At 63.2% G+C, this 22,851-nt stretch carries 25 protein-coding genes; 7 read left to right on the top strand and 18 right to left on the bottom strand.

The features are described from left to right. Position 1: 1 nt before the first annotated feature. The 4 genes from IGS60_RS05805 to IGS60_RS05790 form a co-directional block, all read right to left on the bottom strand. A complete protein-coding gene (locus IGS60_RS05805; protein ID WP_070310594.1) occupies positions 2-1,345 on the bottom strand; it encodes a sensor histidine kinase in 1,344 nt (447 codons plus the stop codon). A gap of 2 nt (positions 1,346-1,347) precedes the next feature. Then, the gene (locus IGS60_RS05800) at positions 1,348-2,742 is read right to left on the bottom strand and encodes a class I SAM-dependent methyltransferase (RefSeq protein ID WP_070218415.1); all 1,395 of its coding nucleotides are present in this window, start codon (positions 2,740-2,742) and stop codon (positions 1,348-1,350) included. A gap of 263 nt (positions 2,743-3,005) precedes the next feature. After that, positions 3,006-4,031, bottom strand: a complete 1,026-nt coding sequence (locus IGS60_RS05795; protein ID WP_230502996.1) for an AraC family transcriptional regulator — start codon at positions 4,029-4,031, stop codon at positions 3,006-3,008. Then, positions 4,031-4,939 (bottom strand): GGDEF domain-containing protein, encoded by a 909-nt coding sequence (locus IGS60_RS05790; RefSeq protein ID WP_230502995.1) that lies wholly within the window; start codon positions 4,937-4,939, stop codon positions 4,031-4,033. Before IGS60_RS05790 ends, IGS60_RS05795 begins: the two co-directional genes overlap by 1 nt. Before the next feature lie 308 nt (positions 4,940-5,247). Between IGS60_RS05790 and IGS60_RS05785 the strand changes: the two genes are divergently transcribed. Next, positions 5,248-7,785: a TonB-dependent receptor gene (locus tag IGS60_RS05785; protein ID WP_230502994.1), complete on the top strand. Its 2,538-nt coding sequence runs from the start codon at positions 5,248-5,250 to the stop codon at positions 7,783-7,785. Between the two features lie 14 nt (positions 7,786-7,799). Beyond that, entirely contained in the window at positions 7,800-9,659 is a 1,860-nt protein-coding gene (locus IGS60_RS05780) for a phytase (protein ID WP_230502993.1), read from the top strand. Between the two features lie 64 nt (positions 9,660-9,723). On the opposite strand, the gene IGS60_RS05775 is transcribed toward IGS60_RS05780, so the two are convergent. From IGS60_RS05775 to IGS60_RS05760, 4 genes are all read right to left on the bottom strand, one after another. Further along, complete coding sequence (locus IGS60_RS05775) at positions 9,724-10,140, bottom strand: hypothetical protein (RefSeq protein WP_230502992.1); 417 nt, start codon at positions 10,138-10,140, stop codon at positions 9,724-9,726. A 24-nt stretch (positions 10,141-10,164) separates the two neighbouring features. Beyond that, on the bottom strand, positions 10,165-10,725 hold the full coding sequence (locus IGS60_RS05770; protein ID WP_230502991.1) for a hypothetical protein: 561 nt from the start codon (positions 10,723-10,725) through the stop codon (positions 10,165-10,167). Positions 10,726-10,745: 20 nt separating this feature from the next. Next, positions 10,746-11,228, bottom strand: coding sequence for a hypothetical protein (locus IGS60_RS05765; protein ID WP_230502990.1), 483 nt, complete (start codon positions 11,226-11,228; stop codon positions 10,746-10,748). Between the two features lie 80 nt (positions 11,229-11,308). Continuing rightward, complete coding sequence (locus IGS60_RS05760) at positions 11,309-11,779, bottom strand: hypothetical protein (RefSeq protein WP_230502989.1); 471 nt, start codon at positions 11,777-11,779, stop codon at positions 11,309-11,311. Positions 11,780-12,014: 235 nt separating this feature from the next. On the opposite strand from IGS60_RS05760, the gene IGS60_RS05755 reads away from it, so the two are divergent. After that, positions 12,015-12,893, top strand: a complete 879-nt coding sequence (locus IGS60_RS05755; protein ID WP_230502988.1) for an EamA family transporter — start codon at positions 12,015-12,017, stop codon at positions 12,891-12,893. Positions 12,894-12,996: 103 nt separating this feature from the next. Then, positions 12,997-13,431, top strand: coding sequence for a cytochrome c family protein (locus IGS60_RS05750; protein WP_227741974.1), 435 nt, complete (start codon positions 12,997-12,999; stop codon positions 13,429-13,431). A gap of 46 nt (positions 13,432-13,477) precedes the next feature. Here IGS60_RS05750 and IGS60_RS05745 read toward each other — a convergent pair whose 3' ends face one another. The 5 genes from IGS60_RS05745 to IGS60_RS05725 all read right to left on the bottom strand — a co-directional run bounded on the left by IGS60_RS05745 (position 13,478) and on the right by IGS60_RS05725 (position 16,359). Beyond that, positions 13,478-13,828 carry a hypothetical protein gene (locus IGS60_RS05745; RefSeq protein ID WP_230502987.1) on the bottom strand — a complete coding sequence of 117 codons (351 nt, stop codon included), beginning with the start codon at positions 13,826-13,828 and terminating at the stop codon, positions 13,478-13,480. Positions 13,829-13,840: 12 nt separating this feature from the next. Next, positions 13,841-14,104, bottom strand: a complete 264-nt coding sequence (locus tag IGS60_RS05740) for a DUF378 domain-containing protein (RefSeq protein WP_083287945.1) — start codon at positions 14,102-14,104, stop codon at positions 13,841-13,843. Between the two features lie 212 nt (positions 14,105-14,316). Further along, the gene (locus tag IGS60_RS05735; protein WP_230502986.1) at positions 14,317-14,847 is read right to left on the bottom strand and encodes a GNAT family N-acetyltransferase; all 531 of its coding nucleotides are present in this window, start codon (positions 14,845-14,847) and stop codon (positions 14,317-14,319) included. Between the two features lie 7 nt (positions 14,848-14,854). After that, entirely contained in the window at positions 14,855-15,427 is a 573-nt protein-coding gene (locus tag IGS60_RS05730; RefSeq protein ID WP_230502985.1) for a helix-turn-helix domain-containing protein, read from the bottom strand. A gap of 32 nt (positions 15,428-15,459) precedes the next feature. Continuing rightward, on the bottom strand, positions 15,460-16,359 hold the full coding sequence (locus IGS60_RS05725) for a LysR family transcriptional regulator (protein ID WP_070310602.1): 900 nt from the start codon (positions 16,357-16,359) through the stop codon (positions 15,460-15,462). Between the two features lie 105 nt (positions 16,360-16,464). Here IGS60_RS05725 and IGS60_RS05720 point away from each other — a divergent pair, with 105 nt between their 5' ends. Next, positions 16,465-17,541 (top strand): YeiH family protein, encoded by a 1,077-nt coding sequence (locus IGS60_RS05720; protein WP_230502984.1) that lies wholly within the window; start codon positions 16,465-16,467, stop codon positions 17,539-17,541. Positions 17,542-17,647: 106 nt separating this feature from the next. Beyond that, a complete protein-coding gene (locus IGS60_RS05715) occupies positions 17,648-18,289 on the top strand; it encodes a LysE family translocator (protein WP_070218425.1) in 642 nt (213 codons plus the stop codon). Positions 18,290-18,291: 2 nt separating this feature from the next. Here IGS60_RS05715 and IGS60_RS05710 read toward each other — a convergent pair whose 3' ends face one another. Next, entirely contained in the window at positions 18,292-19,056 is a 765-nt protein-coding gene (locus IGS60_RS05710; protein WP_230502983.1) for an alpha/beta fold hydrolase, read from the bottom strand. Positions 19,057-19,144: 88 nt separating this feature from the next. Here IGS60_RS05710 and IGS60_RS05705 point away from each other — a divergent pair, with 88 nt between their 5' ends. Further along, positions 19,145-19,903: a helix-turn-helix domain-containing protein gene (locus tag IGS60_RS05705; RefSeq protein WP_230502982.1), complete on the top strand. Its 759-nt coding sequence runs from the start codon at positions 19,145-19,147 to the stop codon at positions 19,901-19,903. Here IGS60_RS05705 and IGS60_RS05700 read toward each other — a convergent pair. The 4 genes from IGS60_RS05700 to IGS60_RS05685 all read right to left on the bottom strand — a co-directional run bounded on the left by IGS60_RS05700 (position 19,900) and on the right by IGS60_RS05685 (position 22,663). Then, entirely contained in the window at positions 19,900-20,541 is a 642-nt protein-coding gene (locus IGS60_RS05700) for a CatA-like O-acetyltransferase (RefSeq protein ID WP_230502981.1), read from the bottom strand. The two genes, IGS60_RS05705 and IGS60_RS05700, sit on opposite strands and share 4 nt — an antisense overlap. 37 nt (positions 20,542-20,578) lie before the next feature. Next, entirely contained in the window at positions 20,579-20,968 is a 390-nt protein-coding gene (locus IGS60_RS05695) for a DUF5071 domain-containing protein (RefSeq protein WP_230502980.1), read from the bottom strand. Positions 20,969-20,981: 13 nt separating this feature from the next. After that, positions 20,982-22,202: an MFS transporter gene (locus tag IGS60_RS05690; RefSeq protein ID WP_230502979.1), complete on the bottom strand. Its 1,221-nt coding sequence runs from the start codon at positions 22,200-22,202 to the stop codon at positions 20,982-20,984. A 134-nt stretch (positions 22,203-22,336) separates the two neighbouring features. Further along, positions 22,337-22,663 (bottom strand): pentapeptide MXKDX repeat protein, encoded by a 327-nt coding sequence (locus IGS60_RS05685; RefSeq protein ID WP_230502978.1) that lies wholly within the window; start codon positions 22,661-22,663, stop codon positions 22,337-22,339. Positions 22,664-22,851: the final 188 nt, after the last annotated feature.

Below are 22,851 nucleotides of genomic sequence, written 5' to 3'. Positions count from 1 at the left end.
GCTAGCGGCCCTCCCAGTCGGAGCGCTGCAAGTCGAAATTCATGCTGGCCCATTCGCCGAGCACGCTTTCGGCGGAGAGGGTGCCGCCGTGGCGCTCGATCACGCCATAGCTGATGCTCAGGCCCAGGCCCAGGCCCTGCCCCACTTCGCGCGTGGTGAAGAACGGTTCGAACACGCGCGCCAGATTTTCCGGGGCGATACCGGGGCCGTTGTCGCGCACGCTGATGCGCAGGCGGTTGTCATCCCAGTGGGCCGTGATACGGATCTCGAACGGCGGCGCATTGCCCTTGCGCATGGACAGCACGGCATTGCCCAGCAAATTGATCAGCACGCCCACGATGGCCGCCTCGTCGCCGCGCACCAGGGTGTCGACCGGCAAGTCGTGGCTGATGCTGACATTCTTCGTTTCGTGACCCACGAGGCGGATGGCGGCCTCGAGCGCGCTGCGAAACTGGAAGTGGCCCGTTTCCAGCTGGTTGCCGCTCTTGCGGTAGGCAAAGGTTTTCAAATCGGACACGATGTGCTGCACGCGCAGCATGCCCTGCTTGGCGTCGGCCAGGCATTCGCTGACCAGCGCGCTTTGCTTGGCGGCCGGGTCTTCGATGGCCACCTCGATGGCCATCATGCAGAAATTCACGGGGTTGTTTACCTCGTGCAGCATGCCGGCGGCCAGGGTGCCGATGGCGGCCATCTTCTCTTGCTGCAGCATCTGTCCCTTGATATCGGCCAGGCTTTTATTCGTTTCTTCCAGCTGCGTGTTCTTTTGCGCCACCTCCGCCTTCAGCTGGAACAGCATGAAGCGGGCGCGTTCGTTAAAATAGGTAAATACGGCGCTGATGCTGGCCGACATGATGAGGAATAAACAGTTGACGACAAACGTGCTTGGCAAGTCGAAACCGCCCGCATGCCAGGCGCAGGCAGCCACATACAGCAGGCAGGAAATCGCGCCAAAGACCATATTTTGCCACAGGCCGAAGGCCAGCACGATGCCCGATGAATAGATGGCCAGGGTCATGCCCACATAATAGATCGAGGTGGCGCCTTCCGTGACGGCGATCATCCAGGCGATCATGATTTGCGGCAGGATCAGCCAGACAAAGGTCAGTCCCTGGATGCGGTCTTGCGCCCAGCGCGTGCGCATGGCCAGCACGACGCAAAAGATCAGCACGGACACGACGATGCGCGCGCTGGTGAACGCCGACTGCTTGTCCGGATACAGGGCTGAATCGAGGCCCATGCCCAGCAGGATCAGCACGATGCCCGTGTAGGCCCCGCCGCGGCTGAATTCCAGGCGGAAGTCGCGCAAAACGGCCGTGTAGCCGGCGTGCAGGCCTGGGGTATCCATGATCAAGGAATGCTCACTTCCGCAAACACATTCACGCCCGTGGCGTCGACATAGATTTTCGGGTCCCTTGCATGCTCGGGCAGCAAGGCCGACAGGCCCGCTTCATTGCGATAGATCAAATGCCATTCCAGCAAATGCTCCATGCCGAACTTGCCCGGATTATCCGCGTGCACATTCGTCACCAGCAAACGCCCGCCGGGACCCACGCGCGAGGCGAAGTGCATCAGCAGGCGCGCGCAGACCTTGTCGGACAGATAGTCGAACAGGCCGGCGCAATACACGGCGTCGAAACTGCCGGGCAAACCCGTCGCGCCCGAACCGTGGCGGCGCTTGAGCAGGTTATGCACGGAGTCGTGCACATAATCGATCTCGACCACGCGCCCCGTGCGCTGCATGATGGTGGTCAGGCGCGCGCGCGTCCAGTCCAGCGTCTCGCTGCTGAAGTCGACCAGCTCGAAGGCCAGCCATTGCGCATCGGGGCACGTTTCCAGGAAACGCTGCACCTCGATGGCCGGGCCGCAGCCCACGTTGAGCACTTTATACACACGCCCGGCGGCGCGCGCCGCGGCCGCCTTTTGCGCCAAAAACTCCGTCAGGATATCGATGCGGTTGCGGTGCGCCGTCGCCACGGCCGCCTGCAGAAAGGCCGCATTGACGATCTGAAAATACGTGCTCGGGCCCTGGCGCGGATCGTCCAGCAGCTGGTTGACCATCTGGTAGTCGCCCGCATAGCCGAGCGGCTTGGTAAACGTGCGGAAGACGAACGGGGCGCGCAGGATCAGCGGGTGCAAGGCCGCCTGGGCGAAGGCGCGGTGGGCCGGCGCCCGCTCTTCCTCGACCAGCGACGCTTCCACCTCGAGCTGGCGCAAGTAAAGCTGGGTCTGTTCCATCAGCGGCAAGGCCAGCTCGTCGAAGATATCGGGACGCAGGCGGCCGTTTTCCTTGGGCAGCGAGTCGGACAAGTCGACCTGCTCGACCCAGCGCGCCACTTCCGACAGGAAGGCGCGCATTTCGTTGACGACGATCTGGTAGTCGCGGCGGATGCGGAAGCGCTCGCCCCAGCCGGCGACAAAGGCGCTCGACTCTTTCAACACGGCGCCCTTGACGACGACCACATCGCTCAGCTCGCGCCACTCGTCGATCAGGGTCACGGAAACGATGGCGGTCAGGCCCGTGTTGACGCTGCTGATGACGACTGCCTTGCCCACGTAGGCGTTTTTCGCCCCCATGCGCACGGTCACGTCATTGAGCACCTCGCTGACCTGCACAATCGAGTATGGATTATAGATTTCCATGACCAGCGAATTGCGCTGCAAGTTGAAAATCGTGCCGCGCACCGCCTCACCCTGGGTGTTGCGGAAACTGACGACTGGATCGATCTGCGATTGTGAATACACGATTGAGCATTATCAAGTTGCCCGGTTTCCGGCGCACCACACTGGTGACGCCAGTTTCCAGGCTGGGTTAAGGCACGGCACGCCGGTTGTCTGCCGCCGGCCCGCCATCGTGATGGCGGTATTGCGGCGTCGCGTGACGCCGTACCGGAGCGCCTCAAAGCGCGTCTGTCCGCTCTCTGATCGAGTGTACTATGGATGTAGCAGAACGGGCAATTGTTCCCTCAGGAACGACCTTGCGTGGCGCCGGCGCGCAACGCCGGCGATCATCCAGCAACGAACAGGGCCAGCGCGTGACGCAATAATTGCGGCGTTTGCCCCGTCCAGCGTTTGAACGAGCGGCGGAAGTTGGTGGCATCATGAAAGCCGAGGTAGGCGGCCACGGCATCGTTGTCGTAGCCATGCGCCTGGAACAGATAAATCGCCTTGTGCGCGCGCACCTGATCGAGCTCGGCCTGGAAATGCGTGCCATGGCGCGCCAAATGGCGTTTCAGGGTGGCGGGACTGACGCCGAATTCCTGCGCCGTGCGCTCCAGGGTCGGTGCGCAGCGGATATTGAGCAGCAGGTAGTCGTACAGCGCACCGAGCAGGCTCACTGCCGGCACGGGCGCCAGTGCCGCCGCGCGCAAGGCCAACGCCGCCGCCGTGGCATTGCCGCGCGGCCAGGGCTTGTCGAGCCAGCTCGAATCGATAAGCATGGCGTCCACCTGGCAATCGAAACGCAGGGACTGGCCCAGGTGCACTTCGTGCTGCTCCACGTGGCGAGGCCGCGCGCGGTTGAAACAGAAGCGCCATGGCAAGGACTCGCCCGCCAGCCAGCGGCACATGGCCGCCAGCGCCGTCATGTGCATTTCCACCAAAAAAGGCAGCTGGCTGGGCGCGCCGAACGCATCGACCCAGTACAGCACGTGCATGTCGCCGGCCTCGCGCAAGCGCGGCTGCAGCAGCGGACACAGCAAGGTATGAAAATCGCACAGGATGGTCAAGGCCTGGCGCAGATTCTGCGCCTGCAGCAAGGCATGGCTGGCGGCGCCGTAATGGCCGGGCAGCATTTGCTGGCCCAGCATGAAGCTGGTGTCGGCACTGTCGAGACCACGCGCCACGTTGGCCAGCAATTGCAGGTATTGCGCGGCGCTCACCTGGCTTTCCGCGGACGGCAGCGCGCCGCCATCGAGGCCCGTGCCCTTAAGCAGCGGCGCCGTGGCCAGGTCGCGGCTGCGCGCGTAGTCAAGCACCAGCGCCGGCTGGTGATGGGCCGCGATGCTGGGATCGCCCTGCTGAATCAGCGGCATCAGGCGGGCGCGGCGCTGCCGGCCCTGGGACTGGCGCTGCGGCCCGGCGTTTCCACGGCCCGGCTCAGCTCGGCCAACACCACTTCCGGCACGCCATCGGTGAGAGAGCACGCATGCCGCAGGCTCAGGCGGATTTCGCGGTTGTCGTTGGTGTGGTGGCGCATCTGCCCCACCATGACGCACAGGTGGCGTGCGCGCACGGCCGCATCCTCGCGCGACACGCCCGGCATCAGCACGGCGAAGCGGTCGCCCGCATAGCGGCACAGCAGATCGTCATTACGCAAGTTCAACAGCAGCATGTGGCCCACGGCTTGCAGCACGCGGTCGCCTTCGCGGTGGCCGTATTCGCGGTTAATCAGGTGAAAGCTGTCGATGTCGAGCAAGACCAGCGCGCAATCGAGGCCGGGCCGGCGTTCCTGCTCCAGGCGCATCTGCGTGCGCAGGTAGCTGGCGTCGGCCAGCTGCGTGATGCGGTCGAAGGCGCGGTGGTCGCGGAACAGGCGTTCGCGCTTTTGCAGATGTTCGTTCAGGCGGAACTGTTCCTGGCGCCAGTAATACATGCCGATCGTCAGCACCAGCATGCCGAACGGGATCAAGGCTTCCAGCCAGTTATCCCATACTTCCTGCTTGTCGATGGCGAAGAATTCATCGAGGCAATCGGCCCAGGACCCCAGCATGATGGCGCACAGGCCGCCGGCGATCAGGCTCGTCACCCGTCCACGCGGCCGGCTGCTGAGGGTAAACAAAAACCAGATGCCCGCCATGACGGCCGTGCCGCCTTCGCAGACGATATCCATCCACTTCCAGACGGCAAACGGTTTAACGTGGCCCAATGTGGCGTACACGAACAAGAACAGGGGCAAGGCCAGTGCGGCGGCAATCAGGCTGTTACGGTGCAATGGCAGCATGTGGGAAAACCTTTAAAAGTGGTGCTGCCGCCACGATAGCGCCTGCCCATGACGGCACGATGACATGCCCCGCTCCCGTGCGGCAGGTGCAAACGGCTCATCATTACCATGGACTCCCATGCAAATACGGCGAGCCTTTGCCCATGCGCCCTGCGCCGGCAGGTCATTTCAGCTCACCCCGGTTCATTTCCGGCCGGAAAGCGTTCACCCGCCGTTGTTTTCAGGCTGGCAATCGATTGCCTGTCACGCAACCGTCATATTTGCTGCCTAGAATCCGCCCGGTTCCTTCCTCCCTAACCGAGCTCTTCATGAAAACCACGCACACATCGTTCCCCTCCCCGCTGCGCCTGACGGCCCTGTCCCTGGCCATCATGGCCGTCTTCAGCGGTCAAAGCCATGCGCAAGCACAAGATGCGGCTGGCCAGCCGGCCGCCACCGTGGTCGTCAGCGGCCAGCGCGCCAGCCTGCGCAACGCCATCGCCGCGCAAGAGAAAGCCGACAACATCATCAGCGTCATCAGCAGCGACGATATCGGCGGTTTGCCTGATAAAAACGCGGCCGAGGCGCTGGCCCGCTTGCCGGGCGTGTCCGTGCAGCGCGACCAGGGCGAAGGCCGCTACATCACGGTGCGCGGCCTGGGGCCTGACCTGAATGCCGTCACCATCAACGGCGCGCTGGTGCCGTCGCCGGAAGCGGGCCGCCGCGCCGTGGCGCTCGATATCCTGCCTGCCGGCCTGATCCGCACGCTGGAAGTCTCGAAGACCTTGCTGCCGGAAATGGACGCCAACTCGCTGGGCGCCACCATCGAAGTGAAATCGCTGTCCGCCTTCGACTTGCCGGGCAAGCTGCTGTCGGCCAACGTGGCCGCCAGCCATGATGAAAAGACGGGCAAGACCAGCCCCAGCGGCGGCGCCCTGTGGGCCCAGCGCTTTCTCGACGGCAAGCTGGGCGTGGCCGCCGGCCTGAGCGCGGAAAAGCGCTCGTTCGGCTCCGATGACGTGGAAACGGGCGGCGCCTGGAGCAAGGGCAAATTGTCGGGCCTGGAATTGCGCGACTACCTGCCCGTGCGCAAGCGCGGCGCCCTGGCAGTCAACCTCGATTACCGTCCGGAAGCGGGCAACAGCTGGTTCTTGCGCTCGTTCGTCAGCGAATTTTCCGACGATGAAGTGCGCGACCGCCTGACCATCAGCAATATCGCCGGCGGCAGCCTGGCCGAAGGCCAGACGGCCAGCGCGCGCGCCGAACGCCGCATCCGCCAGCGCAAGTACACGCAGCAAGTGCGCTCGCTGGTGTTGGGCACGCAGCAGAAATCGGGCGACTGGACCCTGGACGTGAAAGGCGGCCTGAGCCGCGCCACGGAAGACACGCCGGAATCCTTGAACGACGGCCGTTTCCGCGGCCTCAGCAATTTTGCCGGGATCAGTTTCAATGACACCGAGCAACCATTGTTGAGCGGCCCCGCCTCGCTGTACGACCCGGCCGGCTATGCGCTCAACGCCATCACGCTGCAAAAGCGCTACTCGAAAGACAATGAACACCATGCACGCATCGACCTGGCGCGCAAGTTCGACATCGCCACCCTGAAATTCGGCGCCAAAGTCAGCCGCCGCGAAAAAACCAATGACACGGATCAATGGGCGTATAACAGCAGCAAGGCTTCCAGCGGCAATTACTGGGGCGCCGGCCCCACCTCGATGAGCGCCTTCGTGCAAGGCCACAATCTCGATTACGATCTAGGCAACATCGGCGTGGCGCTGGACCCGGCGCTGATACGCGCCAGGGTCGCCGGCCTGGACCGCGACAAGGCGCGCCTGGCCACGGAATCGATCATCAACGATTACCGCATGCATGAAGACATCAACGCCATGTATGTGCAAAACAGCTACGACTTCGACGCCTGGCACATCCTCGGCGGCGTGCGCGCCGAGCGCACCAGCTTCGAGGCCGCCGGTTCGCAGGTGGACAGTGCCGGCGTCGCCACGCCTTTGACGCGCGAACGTTCGTACACCAACTGGCTGCCAAACCTGCAAGCCCGTTATGACGTCGATCAAAAAACCAGCGTGCGGGCCGCCTGGACGCAAGCCGTGGTGCGCGCCAACTTCAGCCAGCTGGCACCCGGCATCAGCCTGGCCAGCAACACGGAAGCCGTGATCGGCAACCCGGACTTGAAACCCTTGAAAGCCAACAACCTGGACCTGGGTATCGAAAGAGTCCTGGGCAACGACGGCGTGATGTCGGCCTACGGCTTCTACAAGGACATCAAGAACTTTACGTACACGACCAACCTGGCCGGCACGGGAGCTTGGACGGGCTACACGACGGCCACCTCGTATGCGAACGGCGACGCGGCGAAAGTCAAGGGCATCGAACTGGCTTACATGCAGCCGCTGCGCATGCTGCCGGCGCCATTCAACAAATTCCTCGTCGGCGTGAATGGCACCCTGAGCACGTCGCGCGCGCAAATCGGCCGCTACGACAAGGCGAGCAAGCAGCAGATGAACCGCGACATCCGCCTGCCGGGCCAGTCGAACCAGGTGATGAACTTGATGCTGGGCTATGAAACGGGCCCGGTCAGCGCCCGCCTGGCCCTCAACTACAAGTCGCCCTACCTGCTGGAAATGGGCGGCGATATCCTCGATCAAAGCCAGGACCGTATCGTGGACAGCCAGAAACAACTCGATTTCTCGCTGTCCTACCAGATCAACAAGCAGTTCCAGGTGACGTTCGAGGCAGCCAACCTGAACAACGAGAAATACTATGTCTACCAAGGCACGAAGCCATACAACGTGCAAAACGAACAATACGGCCGCACTTTCAAAGTGAGCCTGAAAGCCAGCGCCTTCTGATGATTATCAATAACATGAAAAAAACCGTACTCTGCAGCGCTTTGCTGGCTGCCTTCTGCCTGGGCGCCAGCGCGCAGGCCGCCCCCGCCAACGCCTTGCCTGCCTTCACGCAGGAGGCGGAAGAACTGGCCCGCCTGCCCGGCGGCGGCTGGCTGACTTTGGACAAACACGGCTTGCGTCTGTTCAATGCGGCCGGCCAGGAACAGGACCGCATCGCCGTGCGCGCCAAGCAGCTCGACACGCGCCTGGACGGAAATCAAGTGCTGGCCGTCTTCCTGGAAGCGGACACGCAGCGCCCGTTGCCCGTGTCCGTGAATGTGCAGGCCGGCAAGCTGGTGAAACTGGCGCCGTTTCCGGTGCCGACATTTTCTGTGGAAGCATCGTGTTTGTACCGCGACGCCCAGCAGCTCGATCACCTGTTCTTGATCGGCAAGGATGGCCAAGCGGAACAGTGGGTGATGCAGGGCGAGCAGCGCAGCCTGGTACGCAAACTGGCCCTGCCGCCGCACGCCAAACATTGCCGCGTCGACGATGGCACGCAGCGCCTGCTGGTGAGCGAGTCCAACATGGGCGTGTGGGCGTATGAGGCCGATTCGGAAGGCATGGGCAAGCGCGAAGTGGTGGCCCTCCGCAAGCCATACGGCCAGCTCGATGGCGGCGCCGGCGCCCTGGCCGTGCTGCCGGGCGGCGTGGCCGTGCTCGACGGCAAGGCGGACAAGCTGCACCTGTTTGCCCACCAGGACGGCCGGTGGACAGCGCAGCCAGCCCAGACCGTCGCCTTGAACGTGCGCAAGGGCGACAGCCAGCTGGCGCTGGACAAGGATGCCTTGCTACTGCGCGGCAAAAACGGTTGGCAGGCGCGGCCGATGAAATGGACAGGCAAGGCGGAAACCCAAGCAGAGGTGGCCATCATCGCGCCGCAAGCGCAAACGGAACCGATGGCGCGCCAGGGCGACGCGGCCGACGACCCGGCCATCTGGCTGTCCAGGAACCCAGCCGATGCGCGCATTCTCGGTACCAACAAGAAGCAGGGACTGCTCGTCTACGACCTGCAAGGCAAGCAGACGCAGCTGCTGGAAGTGGGCCGCCTGAACAACGTTGATGTGCGGCAGAACATTCGGTTGGGCGGCAGCAAGGTCGACCTGGCCGTGGCCACCCAGCGCGACGACAACAGCATGATGTTGTTCACCATCAATGCCAGCGGCGAGGTGGCGGAAGCGGGCCGCTTCCCGACCGGTCTGAAAAGCATCTACGGCATGTGCTTGTACCAGCCGGCCGGCGGCGGCGTGCAAGCGTTCATCAACGACAAGGACGGCTCTTTCCAGCAATACCGCATCGGCCTGGAAGGCGGCAAATTCAGCGCGACTCTGTTGCGCAGCTTCAAGGTTGACACCCAACCGGAAGGCTGCGTGGCCGACGATGCCAACGGCCGCCTGTTCCTGGGCGAGGAAACGCGCGGCGTGTGGACCACCTCGGCCGACGCCGCCAGGCCGGACGCGCTGACCATGGTCTTGCCCGTGGGCGCAAACCTGGCGGCGGATGTGGAAGGCATGGCCATCTACCGCAAGCCAGGTGCCAAGCCCGACACCGGCTACCTGATCGTCTCCAGCCAGGGCGACAGCAGCTACGTGGTGCTCGACGCCCAAGCGCCCTACAAGGTGCGCGGCCGCTTCAAGGTGGGCTTCAACTTGCCCGCCGGCATAGACGGCACCTCGGAAACGGATGGCCTCGACGTCACGTCCGCCAACCTGGGCGGCGCGTATGCGCAAGGCATGCTGGTGATCCAGGACGGCTACAAGCGCTTGCCGGACGGCCCGCAGAACTTCAAGTATGTGGCGTGGGGGGATGTGGCGAAGGCATTGGAGTTGGACTGATGACATGGGGGCGGCCCGCACAGGCTGCCCCAGCGTTCCCCCGCCGCTGCACCCAGGACCGGCGCTACGCCGCGCGCCGCATATCGATGGCAAAAGACAGGCTTTCGCCATCGAAATCCACCGTGCCTGTCACGGCCAGCCGCTGCGCCGACAACTCCACCAGGCGCAGATCTGCCACGTCGCGGTATTCCATCATGTAGAGCGCGGATTCGCAATCCGTATTGCCGGCGTCAACGGCAAGCATCTGCACGGGCGCCCCATCCGTTCCCGCCACGAGCAAGCCCTGCAACAGGAATGCCGGCGGATACAGCGCCCACGACCAAGGCGCATCGTCGTCTTCCGTCAGCCGCATGAACACCTCGTCGTCGGCCTCGATCCTAATATTGATTTCCCGCATGCCATCGGCATGTGCCGACACGCTGATCCGGGATTTCGCGACATCCACTTCAAAATTGGTGTCGCCGATACTAAATACACTCATTCAACATTACTCCATATTAACTAGTCAAGGCACGGCGGCACGCACGGAAAGCGTTCCCGTCGCGCCCGGCTGGGTCAAGGACATGCGCAGCACCCAGCTGTACCTGAGCCGCCCCTCGCGCAAAATGGCGTAAGACGAGGTCGCCATATCGCCCTGCCTGTCCTCGGCTTTCTGCATCACGGTGTAGCCAGTGCTCGCCGGAGGAAGCCACCGTTCAAACTCGCGCTTCAAGTCGGCTGGAGCTATCTGTTTCACCACAACGGCGCAGGTTTGCGGCTGCGTGGCCACTACCGTAAAGCGGCCGCCAGTTTTGCTCGTGGACCAAGACTTGCCAGGCACATTATCCGGCAGTGCCCGCGCCTCTTTTGACGTCACCTCGACCAGCTTCACACGCCTGACTGCCGTTTCGATCTGCTGCACATCCCCTTGGGAAGGCACGCAAACGCCGAGAAACAACTGCATCGCCAATGTTTCAACGGTTTCAGGCTCTGCCGCGCGGACGCCGCAACTGGCACCCAAGGCGAGCGCCAGCATCGTGTATCCGACGAGTTTTTTCCCGTATTGCCCTTTAACTGCTTCTCTCATTTGTTCCCTCATTTGCGTCATCAAGCCGCACCGGCAAGCAGGCAGGCAAAGCGCTGTGCCAGCATGATCCATCGTTCCCGGAGACCGGCCTCGGCGTTGAATGCCGAGGCCTTGCAATAGGCCAGCAACTCTTCGCAACGCGTCTTGCTTAGCGAAATGTTTCCCGATTCCATACAGGCATCCATGCCGCAACATGCGCCGGCAAGGTACACGTCGAGATAAGCGACGCCACCGCGCTGCAGCAGCTCCTGCGCCAATTCAGCCACCACGCTCCTCACGCACCAGGCTTCCTTCGCCCACTGCGTCTCCGCGCGGTACAGGGCGGCAATCAGCGGCAAGGAGCATGCCTGCGTATTCTCTTCGAAATAATCGCCTATGACGGTGCGAAACGCCATGTTGGCATCGTCGAAATCGGCCCCATGCCTGCCATTCCAGGCAAAGGCAATTTTCGCTTCGGATGAGGGGGTATAGGATGCAACGAAATCCACTGCCAGTGCTGTCATAATCTCAATTCATGCCGATTCAGGCTATTGCCCATTCCCGTGGACTGCTTGCCAGCCAGCGGACATGCGCGGGCAATCCATCAATCGCCCTGTTGTTGCCACACCGCCTTGCCACCCTTGATATAAATCAAGGCACTGGCAGAGCCCTCTTTCGCCACCACGATCCCGTCTGTTTTCAGCTTGAGCGATTTTTCATGGTAGCTGTGCTGCAGCGAGCCCTTGTCTTCCACCTGCCACACTTCCAGCCACGCGAAATCATCGCCGCCGTTGGACAATGCGTGACCCGCCCCCACGATGAGCGGCGCCGTCTTTTGCCGGAACAGGAAGACGATACCCTCTTTCTTGCTGTCTTTGTTCTTGATCAAGACAGCCAGGTCGCCCTTGCCGTCGCCGTCGAAATCGCCGCGCAGGACGAAGGGATTCACGCGCGCATTGACTTCGATGGCCTCGCGCTTGGCCAGATTATCGAATTGCTGCGTTGCCCAGACCGGCAATTGCGCCTGCGGTGGCAAGGCCTCAGCCCCAGCCCCAGCCATGCCAGCGGCAAACACCAAAGCGACTGTCACTGCCATGCTTCTGCAATTCATAGAGCGGCTCCATAGAGACAAAGAATCGTTGGCGGCACCCCACTGATCAGTGGGGTACTGGCAGAATAACATTATCAGAAAATACTTGCACTATTACAACAGTGTCCGCTCCGCATTGTCGCCAGTACGGGCGGATAAATGCCGTCCGTTGCTGATCTGCCAGCGACTGGCGGCCTGTTGCGTATTAAAATGGCGCCCCATGACCTCCCCCGCCTCGACCTCCCCCCTGCCCGACAGCGTGCTGCTCCCTTCCCTGGCCGTCCTGGGAGGGCAGATTTCCGTCAATCTGGGGGCGGCGATAGCGAAAAAACTGTTTCCCGTCATCGGCGTGGAAGGGATTACGGCGTACCGCGTGGGGTTCTCGGCGCTGATCCTGCTGGCCATCTTCCGGCCATGGCGCTACCGCCTGACGCGCAAGGATGTGCTGAACTTGCTCGTCTACGGTTCCGTGCTGGGATTGATGAACTTGCTGATTTACCGGGCATTTGCGTTGATACCGATCGGCATCGCGGTCGCCATCGAGGTGACGGGGCCGCTGGCCGTGGCCATGCTGTCATCGCGCCGGCCCCGCGATCTATTCGCCGTCGCCTGTGCCGTGTTCGGTTTATATTTGCTGCTGCCCCTGCAGGGCAGCCCGGGCAGCCTGGACCCTGTCGGCGTGGCGTATGCGCTGGGGGCGGCCCTGTGCTGGGCGCTGTACATCATCTTCGGCAAGCGCGCCTCGACCTTGCAGGGCGGCCAGGCCGTCGCCTGGGGCATGACGGTGGCGGCGATGGTGACGGTGCCCATCGGCATCACCTACTCGGGAACAGCCTTGCTGGCGCCGTCGATTGCCTTGATGGGCCTGGCCATTGCCATGCTGTCCAGCGCCCTGCCGTACTCTCTGGAAATCTTTGCCCTTCGCCGCTTGCCGCAAGGGGTGTTCGGCATGTTCAGCAGCGCGGCGCCGGCCGTCAGCGCGCTGGCCGCCATGGCGGTGCTGGGAGAATTGCTGAGCCTGACCCAGTGGCTGGCCATCGCCTGCATCGTGTTTGCGTCGGCCATGGCGGCGCTGGGCGCACAGGGCGGCAAGCGCTAGCGGTATTGCATCCGTCGTGCGCCGCTTCCTCGCATCCATGTCGTGCTGGCGGGCAGATTTTGATGTGCGCCTGTAAAATGCGTCATCGTTTGCCACGCATTGCATGCCCGCCTCACCGATGACATCCACCTTTCTTTGTCGCCTGCTCTTCCCTCTGGCCGCTGCAGCCCTGCTGCTGGCGCCAGCAGCCGTCGCGCAGGCTGCCGCTCCCGCCCCCCTCACCGGCAATGCCGAAGCGGGCAAGGCAGCATTTCGCAAATGCGCTTCCTGCCATCAGGTGGGACCATCGGCGCGCGGCGGCTTCGGCCCCAAGCTGACGGGCGTGATCGGCCGCAAGGCCGGCGCCACTACCGACTACAAATACTCGGCGGCCATGAAAAACGCGAATATTGTCTGGACCGAGCAAAACCTGGCCGCCTTCCTCAAGGCGCCCAGCGATTTCATTCCCGGCAATAACATGCGCTTCTGGGGCATCGGCAATGCGCAGCAAGTGGCCGACTTGCTGGCCTACCTGCGCACGCAGCAAGCCGTCCCATAACGCATGCATGGACAGCCGGACACCGCATCCAGCTCATGACGCCAACTCAAGCCTCCAGCGCTTGCAGCACACCCTTGCGCTTCTTGTGTGCCGCCTCATAAGCGCGCAGCCGCTTGCGCTGGGCAGCGGACAGGCCGTCCAGCTTGCCGCGGATCTGCGCCACCGTCAGTTGCTGGTAGCCGGCGATGGGCAAGTCAGACGGTGACGCCTCCGGGGCAGCGCCGCCGGCTTTTTTCCGCTCCTGCGCTTGCCTGGTTTCACCCGACTGCGCCCTTTGCTTGTTCACGATGCGCGCCGCAACCTCTTCCTCGCGGCCCGGGTAACGTCCTTCCTGCTTGAAATCGCGTTCCAGCTTCTTGAATTCGCGTTCACGCTTGGGGCTTGCACCAACAGGCATGTATCCTCCCGTCTAGGATTTGGCCGGGAACTTGCGCAGGCACAGGTAAATGGAATACAGCGCCGCCAGCCCCACCAGCACGTACACGCCGCGCGAAGCCGCCGTCATGGCACCGAGGATGCGGGCCACGATGTCGATATCGAACAGGCCCACCAGCGCCCAGTTCAAGCCGCCCACGATCAAGAGGATCATGGAGATCCAGTCGACCACGTTCAAGCGCTTTGCCGACATTTCCTGTTTTGCCGCACCGTCCGATCCTGCCTGGATATTCGCCATATCAGCCTCCTGTAAGAAGAAAGGACCCGCCGCCGGGTCTATCAAAGAACAGTGTAGGCGCGGCACCGGCACACGCCAGTCGGACGATGCCGGGTATCGAGGTAGGACGGTTCTGTAATCAGACGGGTGATTTTATCTGGCAACAAGCCAGCCGACATTGGCTGGCAGCGGCAACATGCGGTCCTTGCAATGCATGAGTTCCCTTTGCCAGGTCAATGCTGCAGTTGCTTGTACAGGATGGTGGTGGCGTCCAGCCGGTCGCCGGCCGGCGCCAGCGCATAGGCGGGGATGCAGCCCGCCACCACGTAGCCGAGCGACAAATACAGCGATTGCGCATGGTCGCCGCTGCGCGTGTCCAGGGTCAGCAGGCTGCACGGCAGCTGCCGCGCCTGTTCTTCCAGCGCCCGCATCAACTGGCGGGCGATGCCATGCCGGCGGAAAGCGGGCGCGACCAGCAGCTTGCGCACTTCGGCCCGGTGCGCCTGGTTGGGATTGGTATCCCAATCCAGCTGCACGGCACCGGCCACCTTGCCTTCCACTTCGGCCACCAGCAGCAGGCGCACGCCGCGCGTGACGGCCGGCAAGACGTTATCCGTCCAGAAAGCCTGGCTGGCCGCCGTATCGAACGGCAGGATAAAACCGATGCTGGCGCCGTCGTGCACGCAGTCTTGCAGCAAGGCGCCCAGTTCCGGCAGGCGTACAAGAATATCGGCGGACGAAAAATGGCGTAGCGATGGGGACATATCAACCTCAGACGATGAACAAAAAATAGCGGGCGCCGCTGTCGGCTGGCGTCGTGAACGCGCTGGCGCCATGCAACTGGTAGCGCAGGCAATCGCCGGGCATCAAATCGTGGGAGCGGCCGTCGACCGTCACGTTGAGCTTGCCCTCCTGCAGCAGCAGATGATGTTCCATGCCGGGCCGGGGCGAGGCGGCATAGCTGATCGTCACGCCCGCGCCGAGCTCGCATTCGAGCGCTTCGCCGGCCAGCGCGCGCGACGGGGGCGAGACGGAGCGGCGGACAAAGCCCGTGTCCGGGTCCGTCCACACGGTTTGTTCCGCCCGCCGCAGCAGGGGCGGAAAATCGTCCTCGACCATGCGCAGCAGGCGCGACATGGCCAGGCCATACGCGGCGCACAGCTTGCCCAGCACGGCTGTCGTCGGGCTGCCTTCGCCATTTTCCAGGCGCGACAAGGTTGCGCGGCTGACCTGGCTGGCACTGGCCAGCTGGTCCAGCGACCAGCCCCGCTCCACGCGCAACTGTTTTAATCGCGCCGCCAGGCGCTGTTCCGTTTCGCTCTCTGTGAGCATCAAATTTTCCATATAAGGGAATTTATTCCATATATGGAAAAACGTCAAGCCATGCGCGAGGCGTGGCGGCACAGTTCCAGAAAACCTGTCAAACGGGGCGAGAGGATCTTTTTGGCTTGGCGGATCAGATAGAAATTGCGTTCCAGGGGCGGCAGCATGGTTTCCAGCTCGACCAGTTGTCCGCTGGCCAGCAGATCGGCCACCACTACCCGCGACAGGCAGGCGATGCCGAGACCGGCCGCCGCGCCATATTTGATCGCTTCAGAATTGCTGAATTCGCCTGCGGCGCGCAGATAGTGCAGATACGGCACCAGTGCCTGCTCCACGGCTTCGCGCGTGCCGGAGCCCGCCTCGCGCAACAGCCAGCCCGCCTGGTTCAGCTCCGCAAAGCTGAGCAGATGATGCAGCTGCGCCAGCGGGTGCGTGGGTGCGGCCACGATCAGCATCTGGTCCGTCAGCCACGGTTCCACCAGCAAGCCCGCCTCATGGCACGGCCCTTCGATCAGGCCGATATCGACACGGAACTCCGCCACGGCGGCGGCGATGTCGGCCGTGTTGGCAATCGTCACCTGCGGGATGCTGCGCCCGTACTGCTGCGACGCCTGGGCCAGGATCTGCGGCAACAGATAGATGCCGATGGTCGTGCTGGCGCCGATCTGCAGGCTGACGGGTACGGACGGGTCGGCGCCCGCAAACTGGCGCTCGATGCTGGCGGCCGCGTCGCGCATCTGCCGCGCCTGCGGCAACAGCAGGCGGCCATTGTCGTTGAGCAGCAATCGCTTGCCGACCCGGTCGAACAGCTGCGCGCCCAACAAGGTTTCCAGCTCGTTCAGGGCCGCGCTGGTGGCCGATTGCGACAGCGCAATCAGCTCGCCGGCCGCGCTGGTGCTGCCCGTGTCCGCCACGGCCAGGAAAATCTGCAGTTGCCGCAAAGTCAAAGCCATCTGATTTACCTATTTTTCAGGTTAAACATACAAAAACAATCCGTTTTACCATTTAATCGAGGAACTGTACAGTCATGTCATACGCATAAAAACATGGAGTACGGCATGTCTTCTCTCTCAACAACTAATACCACCAGTTTCAGCGACCGCTATGGCCGCCTCCTGCCGGGCCTGCTGCTGAGCGGCCTGATCGCCTGGGGCGCCATCGCGCTGGGCAAGCTGGAATGGATGCAAAGCCACGGCATGAGCGCCCTGACCCTGGCCATCATGCTGGGCATTGTGCTGGGCAACAGCGTGTATGGCAGCCTGGCGCCCACCTGCGGTGCGGGCGTGGCTTTTTCCAAGCAGACATTATTGCGTCTTGGCATCATCCTGTATGGCTTCCGCTTGACGTTCCAGGATATCGGCCAGGTGGGCCTGGCCGGCATCGCCATTGACGCGCTGGTGCTGGCGTCCACGTTTGGCCTGGCCATGTTCCTCGGCACCAGGGTGTTCAAGCTGGAACGCAACAGCGCCATTCTGATCGGCGCGGGCAGTTCGATCTGCGGCGCGGCGGCCGTGATGGCGACGGAGCCCGTCGTCAAGGGGCGCAGCGAAGATGTCACTGTCGCCGTCTCGACCGTCGTGGTGTTCGGCACCATCGCCATCTTTTTGTATCCCGTGCTGTACCAGCTGAACCTGGGCTGGCAAGTGCTGGGCGCCACGCCCACGGCGTTTGGCGTGTACATCGGTTCGACCGTGCATGAGGTGGCGCAAGTCGTGGCGGCCGGCAAGTCGATCGGGCAAGAGGCGGCGAATGCGGCCGTGATCGCCAAGATGGTGCGCGTGATGATGCTGGCACCGTTCCTGGTCATCCTGTCGGCCCTGCTGGCGCGCGGCAAGGCCAAAGGTGGCAGCCACGACAAGGCGGCCAAGCTGGCCATCCCCTGGTTTGCCTTCATTTTTATTGCCGTGGTGGCCTTCAATTCGCTGGGCCTGTTGCCAGCGGGCACGGTCGCCACCATCACCGACATCGACACGGCCCTGCTGGCCATGGCTATGGCAGCCCTGGGCTTGACGACGCACATGTCGGCCATCCGCCGCGCCGGCATCAAGCCCCTGCTGCTGGCCGGCCTGCTGTTCTGCTGGCTGATCGCCGGCGGCGCGGCCATCAACCATGTGGTCGCCAGCCTGTTTGCCTGACCTTGAGCCGGATTCAGGCCGGGGCCGCTGACACGGGAGCCGAAAACTTCGTACAATAGACATGTTTTGACTCCCCAATCCGGCTTCGGCCCCACCAGGAACATCCATGCATCTCTCGAACTGGCTGCTTTTCTGCAGCGTCGCCCTGCTCGTCACGTTTTCTCCCGGCCCGGCCGTCTTGCTGGCCATCTCGAATGCCATCGCCGTCGGCCCGCGCCGCGCGATGATCAGCAGCATGGGCAATGGTTTTGGCTTGTTCATCATTTCCGGCGTGGCCATGGCCGGCATGGGCGTCGTGCTGGCCACCTCGGCCACGGCCTTCATGCTGCTGAAACTGGCCGGCGCCCTGTATCTGGTGTTCCTGGGCATCAAGCAATGGCGCAGCAAGACCAGCGTCGTGGCCGATGCGCCCGTGGTGCAAGGCGCGGCGAATCCAAATTCATTCTGGAAACTCTTCCGCCAGGGCTTGACGGTCGCGCTGACCAATCCGAAAGCCATCCTGTTCTTTTCGGCCCTGTTCCCTCAATTCATCACGCCGGGCGAGCCGGTGGCCATCCAGTTCACCGTGCTGACGACCTCGTTCGTCGCCTGCGCCATGCTGGCCCATCTGTTCTATGCCAACCTGGCGCGCCTGCTGAAAACCCAGCTGGCAACGCCGGGCCGCGCCAAGCTGTTCAACCGCATCACGGGCGGCGCCTTCGTGCTGCTGGGCCTGAGCCTGCTGCGCCTGCGCAGCAAGGCAGCATAAGGTCACTGCGCCGATAGAAACGCCTCGATGCTGGCCGCCAGGGCCAGCGGCGCTTCATTCATCGGATAGTGTCCCGCATTGCCCAGCACCTCCAGCCGGGCTTGCGGATACCACGCCAGATACGTGCAACGCATCAAGTCCGCATCGAAACGGGGGTCGTGTTCCCCCACCAGCGCCAGCAAGGGCAGTTTCGACGCCGTTGCCTGCACTTCGCCGCTGAAATCCGTTTCGCTCCACGCGAGAAAATAGGCGGCGAACGCGGCCTGATCCGAACTTTCCCACGAATACTGCGCCTTCCAGCCCAGCCAGGTAGCTGACAAGCGCCCGCCCGTGCTGCGATCGATGATGGCGCGCCGCGCATCGATGTTCGCGCTGGCATCGAGAAACAGTTGCCGGGCCGGCCCCTGCAGCGCCACGCCGCAGCTGGGCACGGGCGCCACGGCCACCAGCTTGCGCAAACGCAAGGGCGCCAGCAAGGCCAGCCGTTCCAGCGCCATGCCGCCCATGGAGTGACCGACCACGCTGAATGTGGCAAAGCCCAGCGCATCGGCCAAGGCCAGCGCGTCACGGGCGACCTCTTCCATCGAATACTCGCCCGCCGCGCCGCGCATGCCGCCATAGCCGCGATTGTCCATGAAGACATAGCTGAAGGCGCCGCCATCGAGGGCCGTTTCCATGGGCGCGAACGCGTGCGCGTCGCCAAACCAGCCGTGCAGGACGATGACGGCGTGGGGACCATGGCCCACGCGATGATAGGTATTGTGCATATGCATCCTTGAAGGAAAAGTCTGCATGGTAGTGGCACAGGCAACGGCCCGCTTTCGATGGCAGGTCAAATACTGTAGAGTACGGGCCATGGATGATTTTTATACGGAAGTGCCGCGCACACTGATCGCCACGGCGCGCGACTATGCTCCCGGCGAGATATTTCCCAGTCACAGCCATGCGCGCGGGCAATTCGCCTATGCGGCGCGCGGCGTCATCAGCGTGCACACGCCGCAGGGCAACTGGCTGGTGCCGCCGCAACGGGCTTGCTGGGTACCGGCCGGACTGGTGCACGGCATGCGCATGCATGGCGCCGTGACCATGCACAATGTGTTTATCGCCCCGGACGCCATCGCCAGCATGGATTTGCCATCCGATTGCCAGGTGCTCGATGCCACGCCGCTGCTGCGCCAGCTGCTGGCCGAAGCCGTGACCGTGGAAGCCTTGTATGTGCAGGCGTCGCGCGCCGGGCGGTTGATGGCCTTGCTGCTTGACGAGATCGCCGCTGCCAGGCCCCTGCCCCTGAGCGCGCCCCTGCCGCAGGATGCCAGGCTGGCGCGGCTGTGCATGGAGTTGCTGCAACAGCCGAGCTTGGACAGCGGCCTCGATGCGATGGCCGCGCAGGTGGGCATGAGCCGGCGCACGTTTACGCGGCAGTTCCGCGCCCAGACGGGGCTGGCCTTTGCCCAATGGCGCCAGCAAGCGTGCCTGCTGGCCGCCATCACCCGGCTGGCCGAAGGACAAGCCGTCACCCGGGTCGCGCTCGATCTCGGTTATGCCAGCCCCAGCGCTTTTACGGCCGCCTTCCGCCGCGTGCTGGGCCGGGCGCCCAGCGACTATTTAGCCTAGGCAATGATGGCGGCGATGCGCTGCGCCAGCGCCTGCGCCAGTTTCTGCACATGGTAGCCGTCGACAAAGCCGTGATGGGCCTGCGCCGAAAACGGTATCCGCATGCGGCCATCGTCCTGCGGCGGGCCGAATTTGCCCCAGGTAAAGGTCGGGATGTCGGCGTCGCGGTGGCGGCAGATCGGGTGCTCGATGGCCGCCAGCTCCAGCCATGGCAGGCAGGTGATGAAGATATTGTTGCGCTGCTCGCGCTCGGTCTCTCCCTCGCCCGTGTTGATCAGCGCGCAGCTCGCTTCGGCGATGCGTTTCGCTTCCAGGCTGCGTTCGATGAAGAGATCGAGCTGGTCCGTCATCGTAAAACGCGTGTAATTGAGGTTCTCGTCGCCGTTGATGACGGTGTAGGACGCGGGAAAATCGTCGATACGGATCACTTCGCCCTGGCAGATGCGGTACATGAAATTATCGATTTCCCTGACCGTATTGAGCAGGCAAAACAGGAAAAAGTGAAACACGGGAATGTTCCGTTCCTTGCACCAGGGGCGGAAATCGGGCACGTCGAGCTGGAAATTGATGTTGACGAGGGGATTGTCGAACGCGCGGAACAAGTCATAGCGGTCGCGCCGCTTTTCAAAATTTTTCATGCGGCGAGTGTAGACGATGCAGGTGCTGGCGGGCAAGTCACGCCGCACCAGCGCCGCTGCCCGCCAAAATCTCCCGGGCCGCCTCGGCCACGCCTTCTTCCAGCTCGGCAGCCGTTGGCGCCAGGGCGAAACGCTGCAATTGCCCGTCCACCGCGGTAGCAAGCCCGGGGGAATGGCGCACGATGCCCAGCAGAACAACATATTTCCACTGTTCATCGTCGCTGGCCAGCACCGTCTTGAGATACGGAGCCAGGCGTGGGCCGATACCGGCCAGATAAGGCAGGAGGATGGCGGCCACGGGCCAGTTCGCATCCTGCACCCACTCGAGGATCTGCGGCATGGCGGGACGGATTTCCTCCCATGGCAAGGCGGTCAGGGCTTGCGCGTTCTGCGTATCGTGTTTGTCGCGCGGCAATGGCAGACTCATGCGAGGCATCCTGTCATGCGGCGCCGCCATGCGCCAGGCCCCGCTGCACCTTCCACGCCAGCGGCAAGGTCAGCAGCAATACGGCCGCCAGCGCCAGCAAGGCCGTGGGCACGCTGGTATGGTCGCCCAGCGCGCCGAACAGCACGGGCGACAGCGCGCCACCGCCGATGCTGCCCGTGTAGAACAGGGCAAACGCGTGCTCGCGCTTGCCTGGCTCGGCCAGTTCCGGCACCACGCCGTACAGCACGGACGAGGTGCCGTTCAGCGCCAGCCCCAGCAGGGGCAGCATGGCCATGATGCCGGCCAGCGGCAGCCACAGGGCCGCGACGATCAGCAGCGAGGTCATCGATTCCGTCAGCCACACGGCCTTCATCATGCCGATGCGCGCGCCCAGATAACCGCACAGCAGCTTGCCGAAGGCGCCGCCCACGAACAGCAGCGATAGCGCCACGCCGATGCCGGCCGTGCCCGCTCCCTTGCTTTTCAGCAGAAATGGCAAAAAAGTGAGAAAACCCATGCGCACGGCGCTGTCCAGGGTGCCCGTGGCCAGCAGCGCGCGAAAGCTGCCTTTGGCGCCGCTGCCGGCGATGGGTTTGACCGCCTTCTTCTGGCTGGCCTGGATCTCTTCCGGCTTCGGCAGCAGCCACCACAGCAAGCCAGCCGCCGCCAGGCCCAGCAAGCCCAGCAGAGAGACGCTGGCTTGCCAGCTGCACACCAACAACAGCAAGCCCACCAGCGCGGGAATCAGGGTCTTGCCGATATCGCCGGCAAAATTGTAGTGCGACAACGCTTCCTTGACGCCGCCGCCCGCCTCGTGCGTGTCGGTGACGATGGAAGACGCCAGCGGATGCTGGGTGCTGGCGCCCAGGCCGCCCAGCAGCAAGGCGATCAGCAGCACGGCCAGGCCGCCCGCCTGCCCCGCGATCAGGTAGGCGACGCCGGCCAGCGCCGTGCCGCCCACCAGCATGCGCTCGCGTCCCCAGCGCCTGGCCAGCCGGCTGGCCAGCAGCTGGAAACCGGCCATCATGCCCGAGTACGACCCGCGCAACAGCCCCACCATGGCGTAGCTGATGGCAAACTGCGCTTGCCAGATGGGCAGCAGCACATAGATCACGTCCGTCAAGCCGTCATGCACGGCATGCGCGCTGCAGGCGGCGAACAGCGAGCGGCGACGGATCGATTTATCGGAAGGATGTGCTTCGGGGGACAGCGTGGCAACGGACGGTTCGGTCATGACTGTGCATGCGGGAAATCAGGAGGCGTCCAGCTTACACCAATTAATAACTTCGCATCATGCGGCAGCATGGGTGAACGCTGGAAGACGCGCGCGGCCTGGCGCCATCGCGTTGACGGCGCCAGGCCCCTGCGCTACTTGGCCATCGCATCCTTGGCCATGCCATCCTTTTTCATTTCATCCTTTTTCATTTCATCCTTTTTCATTTCATCCTTTTTCATGCCGTCTTTCCCCATGGCATCTTTTGCCATGCCATCCTTGGCCATGTGATCCTTTTTCATGTGTTTCTTGGCCATCGGCTTGTGCATGCCGTCCTTGTCCATCGCATCCTTGTGCATGGCGTCGGCCGAGGCAGGCTTGGCCATCGCGTCTTTCTGCATGGCGTCCTGGGCAAACGCGGCGCCCGACATGAGGATGGCGGAAGCGATGATGGCGGCGAAGGTGGTAATGGTGGTTTTCATGATATGTCCTTGTCTCAGTGTTGGATGGGCGAGATTGCCCGGTGGTAAAACTATTGCTGCGCTACAGGGTGCTGCTTGCTGCTGAACATAAGGAAGGCCGGGAGGTGGTCAGGGCCAGGCGCATTGCCGCAGGCAGTAGACTAGTACGACAAGGCAATGCAACGCCGCCCTGGCCGGCTCCCCGGCCT

Origin of the sequence: Janthinobacterium sp. FW305-128 (genome assembly GCF_020858135.1) — a bacterium.
In the GTDB taxonomy this organism is placed as follows: domain Bacteria; phylum Pseudomonadota; class Gammaproteobacteria; order Burkholderiales; family Burkholderiaceae_D; genus Janthinobacterium.
Note: the sequence above shows the minus strand (reverse complement) of the source record. Positions and strands in the feature narration are given on the sequence as shown.

Coding starts and splice junctions, on each gene's coding strand:
- IGS60_RS05750 (WP_227741974.1), top strand. CDS start 12,997: ATGCCCGCCTCACCGATGACATCCACCTTTCTTTGTCGCCTGCTCTTC.
- IGS60_RS05720 (WP_230502984.1), top strand. CDS start 16,465: ATGTCTTCTCTCTCAACAACTAATACCACCAGTTTCAGCGACCGCTAT.
- IGS60_RS05730 (WP_230502985.1), bottom strand. CDS start 15,427: ATGGAAAATTTGATGCTCACAGAGAGCGAAACGGAACAGCGCCTGGCG.
- IGS60_RS05775 (WP_230502992.1), bottom strand. CDS start 10,140: ATGAGTGTATTTAGTATCGGCGACACCAATTTTGAAGTGGATGTCGCG.
- IGS60_RS05705 (WP_230502982.1), top strand. CDS start 19,145: ATGGATGATTTTTATACGGAAGTGCCGCGCACACTGATCGCCACGGCG.
- IGS60_RS05805 (WP_070310594.1), bottom strand. CDS start 1,345: ATGGATACCCCAGGCCTGCACGCCGGCTACACGGCCGTTTTGCGCGAC.
- IGS60_RS05700 (WP_230502981.1), bottom strand. CDS start 20,541: ATGAAAAATTTTGAAAAGCGGCGCGACCGCTATGACTTGTTCCGCGCG.
- IGS60_RS05735 (WP_230502986.1), bottom strand. CDS start 14,847: ATGTCCCCATCGCTACGCCATTTTTCGTCCGCCGATATTCTTGTACGC.
- IGS60_RS05715 (WP_070218425.1), top strand. CDS start 17,648: ATGCATCTCTCGAACTGGCTGCTTTTCTGCAGCGTCGCCCTGCTCGTC.
- IGS60_RS05695 (WP_230502980.1), bottom strand. CDS start 20,968: ATGAGTCTGCCATTGCCGCGCGACAAACACGATACGCAGAACGCGCAA.
- IGS60_RS05785 (WP_230502994.1), top strand. CDS start 5,248: ATGAAAACCACGCACACATCGTTCCCCTCCCCGCTGCGCCTGACGGCC.
- IGS60_RS05740 (WP_083287945.1), bottom strand. CDS start 14,104: ATGGCGAATATCCAGGCAGGATCGGACGGTGCGGCAAAACAGGAAATG.
- IGS60_RS05710 (WP_230502983.1), bottom strand. CDS start 19,056: ATGCACAATACCTATCATCGCGTGGGCCATGGTCCCCACGCCGTCATC.
- IGS60_RS05745 (WP_230502987.1), bottom strand. CDS start 13,828: ATGCCTGTTGGTGCAAGCCCCAAGCGTGAACGCGAATTCAAGAAGCTG.
- IGS60_RS05690 (WP_230502979.1), bottom strand. CDS start 22,202: ATGACCGAACCGTCCGTTGCCACGCTGTCCCCCGAAGCACATCCTTCC.
- IGS60_RS05765 (WP_230502990.1), bottom strand. CDS start 11,228: ATGACAGCACTGGCAGTGGATTTCGTTGCATCCTATACCCCCTCATCC.
- IGS60_RS05780 (WP_230502993.1), top strand. CDS start 7,800: ATGAAAAAAACCGTACTCTGCAGCGCTTTGCTGGCTGCCTTCTGCCTG.
- IGS60_RS05755 (WP_230502988.1), top strand. CDS start 12,015: ATGACCTCCCCCGCCTCGACCTCCCCCCTGCCCGACAGCGTGCTGCTC.
- IGS60_RS05790 (WP_230502995.1), bottom strand. CDS start 4,939: ATGCTGCCATTGCACCGTAACAGCCTGATTGCCGCCGCACTGGCCTTG.
- IGS60_RS05685 (WP_230502978.1), bottom strand. CDS start 22,663: ATGAAAACCACCATTACCACCTTCGCCGCCATCATCGCTTCCGCCATC.
- IGS60_RS05770 (WP_230502991.1), bottom strand. CDS start 10,725: ATGAGAGAAGCAGTTAAAGGGCAATACGGGAAAAAACTCGTCGGATAC.
- IGS60_RS05725 (WP_070310602.1), bottom strand. CDS start 16,359: ATGGCTTTGACTTTGCGGCAACTGCAGATTTTCCTGGCCGTGGCGGAC.
- IGS60_RS05795 (WP_230502996.1), bottom strand. CDS start 4,031: ATGCCGCTGATTCAGCAGGGCGATCCCAGCATCGCGGCCCATCACCAG.